The 12,181-nt window shown below is 66.1% G+C and carries 12 protein-coding genes; 7 read left to right on the forward strand and 5 right to left on the reverse strand.

Annotated features, from left to right (window positions below):
- Both B3T59_RS12915 and B3T59_RS12920 read left to right on the forward strand, forming a co-directional pair.
- Window positions 1-513: AAA family ATPase (locus tag B3T59_RS12915; protein WP_287003668.1), on the forward strand; the 513-nt coding region annotated here is incomplete at its 5' end.
- Window positions 513-1,811: a DUF58 domain-containing protein gene (locus tag B3T59_RS12920; RefSeq protein WP_287003670.1), complete on the forward strand. Its 1,299-nt coding sequence runs from the start codon at window positions 513-515 to the stop codon at window positions 1,809-1,811. The genes B3T59_RS12915 and B3T59_RS12920, both read left to right, overlap by 1 nt.
- Window positions 1,812-1,835: 24 nt before the next feature.
- On the opposite strand, the gene B3T59_RS12925 is transcribed toward B3T59_RS12920, so the two are convergent.
- The gene (locus B3T59_RS12925; protein ID WP_287003672.1) at window positions 1,836-2,828 is read right to left on the reverse strand and encodes a stage II sporulation protein M; all 993 of its coding nucleotides are present in this window, start codon (window positions 2,826-2,828) and stop codon (window positions 1,836-1,838) included.
- A gap of 148 nt (window positions 2,829-2,976) precedes the next feature.
- On the opposite strand from B3T59_RS12925, the gene B3T59_RS12930 reads away from it, so the two are divergent.
- Window positions 2,977-3,858, forward strand: coding sequence for an RDD family protein (locus tag B3T59_RS12930; protein WP_287003673.1), 882 nt, complete (start codon window positions 2,977-2,979; stop codon window positions 3,856-3,858).
- A 50-nt stretch (window positions 3,859-3,908) separates the two neighbouring features.
- Here the strand turns inward: B3T59_RS12930 and B3T59_RS12935 are convergent, their stop codons facing one another.
- Window positions 3,909-5,108: an acyl-CoA dehydrogenase family protein gene (locus tag B3T59_RS12935; protein ID WP_287003675.1), complete on the reverse strand. Its 1,200-nt coding sequence runs from the start codon at window positions 5,106-5,108 to the stop codon at window positions 3,909-3,911.
- A 127-nt stretch (window positions 5,109-5,235) separates the two neighbouring features.
- Here B3T59_RS12935 and B3T59_RS12940 point away from each other — a divergent pair, with 127 nt between their 5' ends.
- Together B3T59_RS12940 and B3T59_RS12945 are read left to right on the forward strand one after the other, a co-directional pair.
- Window positions 5,236-5,568 (forward strand): TfoX/Sxy family protein, encoded by a 333-nt coding sequence (locus tag B3T59_RS12940; RefSeq protein ID WP_287003677.1) that lies wholly within the window; start codon window positions 5,236-5,238, stop codon window positions 5,566-5,568.
- A 439-nt stretch (window positions 5,569-6,007) separates the two neighbouring features.
- Window positions 6,008-6,235, forward strand: a complete 228-nt coding sequence (locus tag B3T59_RS12945; protein WP_287003679.1) for a hypothetical protein — start codon at window positions 6,008-6,010, stop codon at window positions 6,233-6,235.
- A 9-nt stretch (window positions 6,236-6,244) separates the two neighbouring features.
- Here the strand turns inward: B3T59_RS12945 and B3T59_RS12950 are convergent, their stop codons facing one another.
- A complete protein-coding gene (locus B3T59_RS12950) occupies window positions 6,245-7,069 on the reverse strand; it encodes an adenylate/guanylate cyclase domain-containing protein (RefSeq protein WP_287003681.1) in 825 nt (274 codons plus the stop codon).
- 121 nt (window positions 7,070-7,190) lie between these two features.
- Entirely contained in the window at window positions 7,191-10,112 is a 2,922-nt protein-coding gene (gene leuS, locus B3T59_RS12955; RefSeq protein WP_376782671.1) for a leucine--tRNA ligase, read from the reverse strand.
- An 88-nt stretch (window positions 10,113-10,200) separates the two neighbouring features.
- Between leuS and B3T59_RS12960 the strand changes: the two genes are divergently transcribed.
- Window positions 10,201-10,752, forward strand: coding sequence for an SdpI family protein (locus B3T59_RS12960; RefSeq protein ID WP_287003685.1), 552 nt, complete (start codon window positions 10,201-10,203; stop codon window positions 10,750-10,752).
- A gap of 3 nt (window positions 10,753-10,755) precedes the next feature.
- Window positions 10,756-11,742 carry a bile acid:sodium symporter family protein gene (locus B3T59_RS12965; protein WP_287003687.1) on the forward strand — a complete coding sequence of 329 codons (987 nt, stop codon included), beginning with the start codon at window positions 10,756-10,758 and terminating at the stop codon, window positions 11,740-11,742.
- Here B3T59_RS12965 and B3T59_RS12970 read toward each other — a convergent pair.
- On the reverse strand, window positions 11,626-12,181 hold a 556-nt coding region (locus B3T59_RS12970; RefSeq protein WP_287003689.1), incomplete at its 5' end, for a DedA family protein. The two genes, B3T59_RS12965 and B3T59_RS12970, sit on opposite strands and share 117 nt — an antisense overlap.

The raw sequence follows: 12,181 nt of genomic DNA on the forward strand, positions 1-12,181 counted from the left end.
CAGAACCCCGTCGAGTACGAGGGCACCTACCCGCTTCCGGAGGCTCAGCTCGACCGATTCCTGCTGAAGGTGACCCTGCCGATTCCACCGCGCGACGACGAGATCACCGTGTTGGCAAGGCATGCAGCGGGATTCGATCCGCACGATCTGGCTGCTGCCGGTCTGCGACCGGTCGCCTCGGGCTCCGATGTGATCGCAGGCGCAGCCGCAGTGCGACGGGTGGCCGTGGCACCACAGGTCGCCGCCTACATCGTCGACATCGCCCGCGCGACCCGGATGTCGCCGTCGTTCTCACTCGGGGTCAGTCCACGAGGTGCGACCGCGCTGCTCGGCACGAGTCGCGCGTGGGCGTGGCTGAGCGGACGCGACTTCGTCACACCCGACGACGTGCAGATGATGGCGCAAGCGACTCTTGCGCACCGCCTTTCGCTGCGCCCGGAGGCTGAGCTCGAGGGAGTCTCGGTCGGCGCGGTGCTGGCTGCGGCGATCGGTTCCGTTCCCGTCCCACGCTGATGGTCATCACCGGCCGCTTCTTCGTACTCGTCCTCGCGGGCGCCATTCCGACGGTGCTCTTCCCCCACTACTGGGTGGTGCTGGCCTGGGTCGTGGTATGCGTCGTGCTACTGCTGATCGACCTCGCCATCGTCGGAAACCCCACGCGCACTCTCGAATTGGGTCGAGTGCCGTGCGGTCCGGTTCAGCTCGGCCAATCCACCCAGACGACGCTGTTGGTGCGCAACCTGTCCGGCAGTCGATTCCGCGGTCTGATCCGCGACGCATGGCAGCCGTCGGCGGGTGCGGAACCGACCGCGCCGCGGCCGGTGAATCTCGCTCCTGCGCAGTCGGAGTCGATCACGACGACCCTCACACCCACCCGCCGCGGTGACAAACTGGCCGTCGGTGTGACCGTTCGACGGCTCAGCCCTCTCGGACTCTGCGCCCGACAGCGCACCGTCGTGGTTCCGGGCATCGTGCGTGCGCTGCCCGTCTTCACCGCGCGCAAGCATCTGCCGTCGCGGTTGGCGTATCTGCGACAGCTCGACGGACGGTCGGCCGTGCGCACCCGTGGACAGGGAACCGAATTCGATTCTCTGCGTGACTATGTCGAGGGCGACGACGTGCGCAGTATCGATTGGCGTGCCACTGCGCGACGCCGCTCCGTCGTCGTCCGCACGTGGCAGCCGGAGAAGGACCGGCACATCGTGATCGTGCTCGACACGTCGCGGACGTCTGCCGGCCGTGTCGGCGACGCTCCGCGACTCGACGCCGCGATGGATGCGGCCCTGCTGCTGGCGTCGCTCGCGTCGCACGCGGGCGATCGGGTCGACTTCATCGCGGGTGATCGCGTGGTGCACCGGCGGGTCATCGGAGCGCCGCGCACAACCCTGCTGAGCGACTTCGTGACCGCGATGGCGCCGCTCGAACCCGCACTGGTGGAAGCAGATTGGCCCATGTTGTGCACCGAGGTGAGCAAGGTGTCGCGTCAGCGAGCACTCGTGGTGCTGCTGACACCGCTCGAACCGGCCGCGGTCGAGGAGTCGCTTCTACCGCCGCTCGCCGCACTCGCACAGCGCTACCAGGTGGTCATCGGATCGGTATCCGACCCGATGCTCGACGAGATGGCCGAACGTCGCGACGACGTCCGCGAGATCTACGACGCCGCGGCGGCGGTGCGCACACTGACGTTGCGTGGCCGCACGGCGTCGGGGTTGCGGCGTCTCGGCGTCGACGTCGTGGATGCCGCTCCCGACAAACTGCCCGCTGCGCTCGCCGACCACTACCTACTGCTGAAGTCGCGCGGAATGCTCTGAGCGGCTTGTCTCGCCGACCATCTGTCAGGCGACCGGAAGGCTGTATCCGCGGTCGATCTCGTCGAGATCGCCTGTGGCACCACGATCGTGGGCGCGCCGTCCGAGCACCAGCGCGTACAAGAGGAACCCGACCCACACGGTGACGCCTATACCGATGCGCGCCCATGTCGGGAGACCCGATGGGGTCACGAACGCTTCGATGGCTCCGCAGATGAGCAGCAGCACAACCAATCCGATGCCGATGGCGATCGCGGTGCGGCCGGCTTCGGCAAGCGAATCCGAGCGCTTACGGTCTCCGGGCGCAACCCAGGACCAGAAGATGCGCAGCCCGACACCCGCCGCCACGAACAGACAAGTGAGTTCGAGCAGCCCGTGCGGGGTGATGAGCCCGAAGAAGAGGTCGGCCCGACCGTGGTTGATCATGATCGAACCCGTCACCGCGAGGTTGAGAATATTTTGGTAGAGCATCCAGATCACCGGGAACCCGAAGATCCCGAAGGCGATGCACAGCAACGCAAGTCGGAAGTTGTTGGTCCAGACCTCGAACGCGAACGACGACGCGGCGTGCTCGGAGTAGTAGTTCTCGAAGTCGTCGTTGACGAGGTGCTCGATCTCCTCGCGCGACCCGAACGTGTGCTCCATGGTCGGGTGGTCGAGGAGCCACCAGCCGATGCCGACAGCGAACGCGATCGACACGACCAGCACCGTCAACCACCACCGTCGAGTGCTGTAGAGCGCGGCGGGCAGCGTTATCGTCACGTACCGCACCAGTTGGTCCCACGTGGTGACGGTCGACCCGAGCGCGTGCCCGCGAGCCCGGGCCAGCAGCGTCGACAAATATGCGACGACCGCGCGGTCTGGCGCCGACGATCGGATCACCGACAAGTGTGTGGCAGTGCGCTGATAGGCGTCGAGGATCTCGTCGGACTCGGCACCGGTGAGGTGGCGTTTTCGTGAGAGTTCGTCGAGTCTCTGCCACGTCGGTGACTTCGCTCGTACGTAGGCATCGAGATCCACATCGGTAGCCTAGCGAGACCACGGGCAGCGCTGTACCCCTGTGGGGCGGGATCATTCACGTGGCCCACGATCGGCTACGTCTGCGCCACCCGCAGCCGCTACGGTGGTGCGTATGTACCCGGGGCCGAACATGCATGCAGGGCAGCCCATGTACGCGCGACCAAACATGTATGCGGGACCGGGCACGTACATGGCACCGCCCCCGTATACGGGCGCGCCGATGTACGGGGCCGGGACGGTCGGTCTCGGGCGCAACGACCTCGTCTCGGGTGAGGCAGTCGCACTTGACCTTCCGCCGGCATCACTCGGCAGGCGGATCGTCTCCGGAGTGATCGACGTGGTGATCGCCGTGGTCGTGCTCATCGCACTTTACTGGGTGTCGGTGAAGGTTGGCATGAGCCTGCGGGACGGCGCTGTGCTGGCAGGTGCGTTCGCGCTCTCGTCGGTGCTGGCGTTGATCGTGCTTCCGACGGCGGTGGAGACGCTCAGTCGGGGAAAGTCGTTGGGGCATTGGGCGCTCGGCCTGCGTACGGTCCGCGACGACGCCGGGCCGATCGGTTTCCGGCACGCGTTCACCAGGTCTCTCGTCGGCGTCGTCGAGATCTTCGTGTTCTTCGGTGTACCCGCGATTGTGTGTGCTGCCATCAGCCGCAAGGACAAGCGCGTTGGCGATCTCGTGGCAGGCACCTACGTGATCCGCGACCGGCGTTCACTGGAGGTCGCAGGCACCGCTGTCATGCCACCACACCTCGCAGAGTGGGCGCACACCGCCGACATCGGGGTTCTGAACGACCACCAGGCCATGCTGATCCGCGGCTTCCTCCATCAAGCGCCGTCGATCCGCGACGACGCCCTGCGCGCCGCTCTTGCAAGGCAGTTGGTGCAGATGCTCGCGCCGTACATCTCACCCGCGCCACCTGCCGGGGCCAACGACGTCGACGTGCTCAATGCCGTTGCGGCGCAACGCCGACACCGCGAGTGGCTACGACTGGAGCGGGACGAGGAACTTCGACGCCGCGTGCTCCACTGAGCAAGCGGCGCCGACGGGGCCCCCGTCGCGCCGAGCGGGTACCGCCGCCGCTACTTCAGCTCGCTGCTCGATTTGCCGAGCACGCGTCGCGCGATGATCAGTTGCTGGATCTGCTGTGTGCCCTCGAAGATGTCGAGGATCTTGGAGTCGCGCGCCCACTTCTCGAGCAGTCCGACCTCGGAATAGCCTGCGGTGCCGCCGATCTCGACTGCCTTGTTGGTCAGCTCGGTGACCATGCGGCCCGCCTTGGCCTTCGACATCGACGCCTCAGTGGAGTTCGGCTGCTTGTTGTCGGCCATCCACGCGGCACGGATGGCAAGCAACCACGAAGCCTCCCAATCGGATTCGAGGCGGATGAAGTCGTGGACAGCTGCTGGTTGATTGGCGGCAGGTTTGTCGTAGTCGATGACGTGTCCGGCGCCCTCGAGGGTTGCGCGCAGCTCCTCGAGTGCGGCACGGCCGAGGCCGACGGCCATCGCCGCGACGAGCGGACGCGTGTTGTCGAAGGTCTGCATGACACCCGCGAACGCCTTCTTGGTATCGACTTCCGGTGAGCCGAGTAGGTTTTCGGCGGGTACGCGGGCATTCTCGAAGCGAAGCACCGCGGTGTCGGAGGCCTTGATGCCGAGCTTGTGCTCGAGGCGGACAACAGACACTCCCTCGGTGTCCATCGGCACGACGAAGCTCTTGATCGCGGCACGGCCGGCACTCTTGTCGACGGTCGCCCACACCACCACGTGATCGGCACGCGAACCCGCGGTCACGAAGATCTTCTCGCCGTTGATGACGTACTCGTCGCCGTCGAGTGTCGCGGTGGTGCTGACGGCCGCCGAATCGGAGCCGAAGCTCGGCTCGGTGATCGCCATCGACGCCCAGACGTCCTTGAACTTCTCGAGCTGCTCGGGGTTGGCCACCGCGGCGATCGCCGCGTTCCCCAGGCCCTGATACGGAATCGACAGCATGAGCGCGACGTCGCCCCAGCCCATTTCGACGCCGTGCAGAACCGCGCGCATGTTGCCGCCGTTGACGACGTCGGACTTCTTCGCCGACGACTTGTCCGCGGCGTCGGACTCACGTCCCTTGCGGGCGGCTTCGCGAGCGAGTTCACCCAGCTCGTCGAGCTCCTCGGGGTAGGTGTGCTCGGCCTTGTCGTACGTGCGCGAGATGGGCCGGAAGATGTGCTCGGCAGCGAGATGCGCCTGCTCGGTGACCGGGGCGAGCTTCTGCGGGAGCTCGAGGTTGATTGCCATGGTCGGTATCTTACTGCGCGGTAAGATAGATTTCCAGCCCTCCCTGAAAGTCCTTTCCGGTCTTGCGGGTCGTCGTGCGTCAGCAGTAACCGACCCGTGCGCGGCGACGCCCGTTTACGCTGGCCACATGGCCTACGACGACGATCTCGCCTACCGGATCCGCGAGCTGCTGTCGGGGGAGAGCGGTGTCGCTGAGAAGTCGATGTTCGGCGGACTCGCGTTCTTGGTCGACGGCAACATGGCCGTTGCGGCGAGCGGGCACGGTGGACTCATGGTGCGCGTGCCGCCCGACGAGACCGACGCCTACCTGGCCGGAGCGCACACGGCCCCGATGGTCATGTCGGGTCGAGAAACCCGCGGCTGGTTACGGGTCTCGACGGAAGGCATCCGCACCAAGCGTCAGCTCGAGAAATGGGTCGGCGTGGGCGTCGGCTACGCGCGTTCGCTGCCGCCGAAGTGAGTGCCTCCGCGTGGCTGCCGAAATGAGGTGGCCCCGAGATGAGGAGGCTCACGAAATTCTGTTGGCGGCAGCGTCGTCGAATGCCATTGTGAAGCCCCATGACCATCCGACGATTCGACGACGCCTCGGTGGCCGACTGGCTGATGACCGACGGGCGAGACTGGGCCCGAGCGGTGACCCGCGGGCCGCTCGGCTTCGATGCGTATGCACGTCTGCTGCACATACCCGACCCCGCATTTCCAGGACAACGCGAGAACGACGTCGAATCCGTCTACGGCCCAAGCGAGTTGTGGCAGATCGCCGTCGCGGTCGAGGATTTGCATCGGTATACCACCACACCGGACGAGATCTATTACCTGATCTGGGCCGGTTGTGGTTATCCAGAACTGCTGCGCGATGGCGTGCCCATCGCCGGAATCCGGACGAGCGCGGGTCCACGATGCGCGACTACCACCTGTTCGTCGGCGACACCGACATGCTGGGCTGGCTACTGCCCGCGCCCGCATTCGTCTGGCCGGCAGATAGAGCGTGGTGCTTCACCGAAGACGTCGATCCGCACTTCGCGACGATCGGTGCGTCGACAGCGGCCATCGCGAGTCTACTTCGGGATACGCGCATCGACACGGTCGCCGACGACCCGGACGTCTCGCCGCCGTTCTACCGCTGACGGCCTGAATCACTCATCGAGAAGCGGCACCACGGCGAACACTTCAAGGTCACGCGGTGTGCCCTTCGCCTTGAAACGTCGCTTGCGGCTGAGCAATTGGAGCCCTTCCGCAGACTGCAGCGCATCGCTGGTGGCCAGCACCTCACCGGTTCCGGCGGCATCGGCGACGCGGGCCGCGATGTTCACGTCGACGCCGAGGTAGTCGCCACCGACCTGCCGCGGAGTTCCGGTGTGCACTCCGGCGCGCAGCTGCGCACGGTAGTCGTCGTGAGTGATCGCACTGACTGCGCCGCACAGTTCGAACGCGGCGAGGATCGCGTCGGCGGCATCGGGGAACACTGCCATCACGCCGTCGCCGAGCGACTTCACGATCCGGCCGCGATGAGCGCCGACGATGTCGCTGCTCACGCGATTGACCTCACCGATCAGCGACAGCACACTGTCGTCGCCTGCGCGCAGGGCCCACGACGAGAATCCGACGAGGTCGGTGAACAGGACCGTCACGTCACCGCTCGCGGTTGCCGTGGCCGACCTGCGATCGACGAGCGCCTGCCACACCTTCACGACGCTGAGCGCCAGCTCGCGCGACGCGCTCGGCGACCGATCGCTCCCGGTCAGCAACTTCTCCATGCGATCGGAGAGGCGCGTCGGACGCGAGAGGTCGAGTTCGGGGACCGTCTCGGGCGTCAGCTTTCGCGGCAGCTGCGCCGCCCTGATCAGCGACGGCGTCCGGTCGGCCCGGGTGAGGAACTCGCCGACACGCGCCGGACCCGACGGCCCGGGCTTGTCGTCAGGCGGTGTCGAGCCGGGGGTGGTGTCATCGTCGGACGTCACGAGTCAGATCGTAGCGACAAGCTCGACCAGCGGGAGCGACCACGACGACGCGACAGGTGGTCTCGACAAGCTCGACCAGCGGGTGTAGCTCGACCAGCGAGTGGCCGACCGGGCGCGGCCGCTATGGGACGATGTTCACCATTCGGCCGGGCACGACGATCACCTTGCGCGGCGGCTGGCCGTCGAGGATCGCGAGGATCTTCTCGTCGTCGAGTGCTGCGGCGCGGATCGTCTCCTCGTCGGCGTCGGCAGGCACCGTGATGCGGCTGCGGACCTTGCCCTTGACCTGGATCGGGATCTCGACGGTGTCGTCGACCAGGTAGCGCTCGTCGGCGACCGGGAACGGTCCGCGCACCAGCAGTTCGTCGTGGCCGAGCCGCGACCACAGCTCCTCGGAGATGTGCGGCGCAAGTGGCGCGAGCATCAGGACGAGCTGTTCGACGGTGCTGCGGGGCGCGCCGTCGGGGAACTGCTTGGTCAGGTGGCTGGTCAGTTTGATCAGCGCGGCGACGGCGATGTTGTCGCGCAGGCCGTTGTAGTCCTCCCGCACCTCCGCGATTGTCTTGTGCAGCAGGCGAAGTGTCTCGTCGTCGGGCTCGATGTCGGCGACGCGGACCGCACCGGACTCCTCGTCGACGACCAGGCGCCATGCGCGCTGCAGGAATCGCTGCAGTCCCACAACGTCTTTCGTTGCCCACGGGCGTGACTGATCGAGTGGGCCCATGTACATCTCGTAGAGCCGCAACGTATCTGCGCCGTACTCAGCGGCGATGTCGTCGGGAGTCACCGAGTTCTTCAGCGACTTGCCCATCTTGCCGTACTCTTGCGTGACCTTCTCACCGTTGTAGACGAACTCGCCGTCGACCTCGGTGACCTCTTCGGCAGGCACATAGATGCCGCGTGAATCGGTGTAGGCGTATGCCTGGATCATGCCCTGGTTGAACAACTTTCGATACGGCTCACTGCTGGTGACGTAGCCGAGGTCGAAGAGCACCTTGTGCCAGAAGCGCGAATACAGCAGGTGCAGAACGGCATGCTCGACGCCGCCGATGTAGAGGTCGAGTCCGCCCGGATCGCTGAGACCGTGTAGCTCCGGCCGCGGACCCATCCAGTACGCCTCGTTCTCCTTGGCGCAGAACTCTTCTTCGTTGGTGGGGTCGATGTAGCGCAGCTGATACCAGGAGCTTCCGGCCCACTGCGGCATGACATTGGCGTCACGCTTGTACTTCTTCGGACCGTCGCCGAGATCGAGTTCGACGTGGATCCAGTCCGACGCCTTCTCCAGCGGCGGACTCGGTTCACTGTCGGCGTCGTCGGGGTCGAAGGCTACGGGCGCGTAGTCCTCGACCTCCGGAAGCTCAACGGGCAGCATCGATTCGGGCAGTGCGTGCGCGCGACCCTCCTCGTCGTAGACGATCGGGAACGGCTCGCCCCAGTAGCGCTGACGGGCAAAGAGCCAGTCGCGCAGTTTGTACTGCACGGTGCCCTGCCCCGAGCCCTGCTCTTCGAGCCACTCGATGATCGCGGCCTTCGCGTCGTCGACGTTCTTGCCGTCGAGGAAGCCCGAGTTCACCAGCGGACCGTCGCCGACGTACGCCTCCTCAGAGATGCCGGCCTCGGAGCCGATGACCTCGACGATGGGCAGTCCGAAGACCGTCGCGAACTCATAGTCGCGTGAGTCGTGTGCGGGGACCGCCATGATCGCGCCGGTGCCGTAGCCCATCAGCACGTAGTCGGCAACGAAGACCGGAACCTGTTGGCCGTTAACCGGATTGGTCGCGAACGACCCGGTGAAGACGCCGGTCTTCTCCTTGTTCTCCTGCCGCTCGAGATCGGACTTCGCCGCGATCGACGCGCGATAGTTCTTGATCGCCTCGGCAGGCGTCGACGCTCCGTAGGTCCACCGCTCGTCGACCGCCGCACCCTCGGGAGCCGACGGCCACGCGTCGGCCGTGAGCACGTCGACCAGCGGATGTTCTGGGGCGAGTACCACGTAGGTGGCGCCGAAGAGTGTGTCGGGGCGCGTGGTGAAGACGTCGACGGCCACCTCGCCATCGGCTTGTGCCGGGATACCCGGCACGGGGAACTGCACCTGGGCGCCGCGTGAACGTCCAATCCAGTTGCGCTGCATGGTCTTGACCTTCTCGGGCCAGTCCAGCACCTCGAGGTCGTCGAGCAGGCGGTCGGAGTACGCGGTGATGCGCATCATCCACTGGCGCAGGTGCTTGCGGAACACCGGAAAGTTCCCGCGGTCGCTTCGGCCGTCGGCGGTGACTTCTTCGTTGGCGAGCACGGTACCGAGGCCCGGTGCCCAGTTCACGAGTGAATCACTCAGGTAGACAAGGCGATACGAGTCGACGACGTCGGACTTCTCGGATGCCGACAGATCTGCCCACACCCGACCGTCCTCGAGAGTGCGTGCCCCGCTGTCGAATTCGGCGATCAGCTCGTCGACGCGACGCGCCTTGCCGGCCTCGTCGTCGTACCAGGCGTTGTAGATCTGCAGGAAGATCCACTGCGTCCAGCGGTAGAACGAGACGTCGGTGGTGGCGACTCGACGTCGCTCGTCGTGCCCGAGGCCGAGGCGTCGGATCTGGCCGAGGTAGCGCTCGATGTTGGCCTCGGTCGTCGTGCGGGGGTGGGTACCGGTCTGCACCGCGTACTGCTCCGCCGGTAGACCGAAGGAGTCGAAGCCCATCGTGTGCAGCACGTTGGCGCCCGACATGCGCTGGAACCGCGCGAACACGTCGCTGGCGATGAAGCCGAGCGGATGTCCGACGTGCAGGCCAGCGCCCGAGGGGTACGGGAACATGTCCTGGACGAAGAGCTTGTCGGGAGCGTCGGGGCCGCTTCCGTCGAAGGCACTCATGTCGCCGGCCAGCGGTCCGACCGGGTTGGGTGCCTCAAAAGCGTGGCGCTGAGTCCACTCGCGCTGCCAGCGTTCCTCGATCTCGCCTGCGAGTCGGGCGGTGTAACGGTGCCCAGGAGTCGCGGAAGCTGGGTCGGTGCTCGCCTGATCGGCGGCGCCCTCGGAGGTGGAGATGTCGGCGGTGCTCACCTCACCAGGGTAAATCGTGGCTTCACCTGCCCTGAAATCGACGTCGGATGGGCGGGAAAAGTATGGTGGTCGGGTGAGTGTGGTGTCGATCGTCGTCTCGGTATGCGTCTTTGTGCTGGCCCTGGTGTGGCTGGTGGTCGGAGTGGCGGGCCTGATCGGCCGACTCCCGCGCAACCGATACTTCGGAGTCCGCACCGATTCGACGATGGCCTCGGCCGAGGCATTCACGCTGGCCAACCGCATCGCGGCCCCCGGAACTCTGGGCGCGGCGCTCATCTTGGTCGCCGGTGGCGCGCTGACGCTCGCCGTCGACAGCGGATGGTCGGTGGTGTTCGGATTGGTGGCGCTGGTTGCGGGCGTATTGCTGGTCGGCGCTGTCAGCGGTTACGCGGTTCGCGCAGCCGACGCCGTCGCCCCCGCAGCAGATGCGGGCTGCAGTTGCTGCTCGTCGGATCACAGCAGCGTCGACGACGCACATGCCGCGCAACCCGAGGAGACCAGCGCCGCCGCCGACTGCGGCACCGACAGCTGCGCGTCGTGCACGCTGCGTGGCATGTGCAGCACCGACGATTCGTCGAGCGGTACGACACCGGCACAGTCCGACCGTCGCGCGCCCATTCAATAGGACGTGCGCCGACTCCTTGCCCGGTCTCCGATCGACGGCTTCGTCCTGGCGATTCTCGCAGCGGTCGTGGTGGCCGCGTTCTTCCCGGCACGCGGGACGTTTGCCGAGGTTCTCGACTGGGCGGTCACGATCGCCATCGGATTCCTGTTCTTCCTGTACGGCGCGCGCCTGCATCCGCGCGAGGCACTCAACGGGCTGTCGCATTGGCGGCTGCACCTGACGATCCTGGCGTTCACGTTTCTGGTGTTCCCACTCGTCGGCCTGGCGATACGGCCCGTCGTCGAACCGCTGATCGGTCACGACCTGTACACCGGCCTCCTGTACCTGACCCTGGTGCCGTCGACGGTGCAGTCGTCGATCGCGTTCACGTCGATCGCCCGCGGCAATGTACCGGGCGCGATCGTGAGCGCCTCGGCGTCGAATCTCATCGGTGTTGTGTTGACGCCGCTGCTGGTGGTCGCCCTGATGAGCGGTACGAATGGGGTGCACATCTCGGCGTCATCGGTCGTCGAGATCCTGCTGCAGATCTTGGTTCCGTTCATCGCGGGACAACTCTGCCGACCGCTGGTCGACCCGTTCCTCAAGCGCTACGCCGAGCCAACCAAGTTCGTCGACAGGGCGTCGATCGTGCTCGTCGTCTACGCGGCATTCAGCGAGGGCGTGCGCAATGGGATCTGGTCGATCGTGAGTGCGTGGCAGGTCGTGGCGGTCGCGGTGATCGCTGCGGTGCTGGTCATCGTGATGCTCGCGCTGACCTGGTGGAGTGCGCGACGACTGGGATTCAGCCGTGCCGACGCCATCGCAATTCAGTTCTGCGGCACCAAGAAGAGCCTCGCCACCGGCCTACCGATGGCCACGGTGCTGTTCGGCGGCTCAGTCGTCGGGCTGATCGTGTTGCCGCTCATGATCTTTCACCAGATCCAGCTCATTATCTGTTCGTGGCTGGCCACCCGCTACAGCCGCAACCACGCCGCCGTCGACGCTGTCTGACGCCCGCGCGGCGTGTCGACGCCGGACGTAGGTGACGAGAACATAGATCGCCGCGCAGCACCCCAGCCCGATCACGACGTAGAGCAGGATCGTGGCACCGAGGACTGCGCCTGCGAAGTACCCGGCGAGAAGCACGGCGGTCACCCAACTGACAGCCCCGACGATGTCGGCGACACCGAACTTTGCGAACTGCATCCCGGTCATCCCCGCGACCCTCGGCATGAGCGTGCGGATGTAACCGACCCAGCGACTCGCCGCGACCATCCACATTCCGGATTGATTGAGGCTCGTGCGCGCCTGTTCCCACCGCTGTTCGCCGAAACGACGTCCAAGGGGAGACTTCATCATGCGGGGGCCGCCGACCCTCCCGAACCAGAATCCGACAGAATCGCCCGCGATCGCGCACACGCACGTCACCGTGATCAGCACGCCGAGGTTG

It is taken from the genome of Gordonia sp. UBA7860, assembly GCF_002500165.1.
GTDB lineage: Bacteria > Actinomycetota > Actinomycetes > Mycobacteriales > Mycobacteriaceae > Gordonia > Gordonia sputi.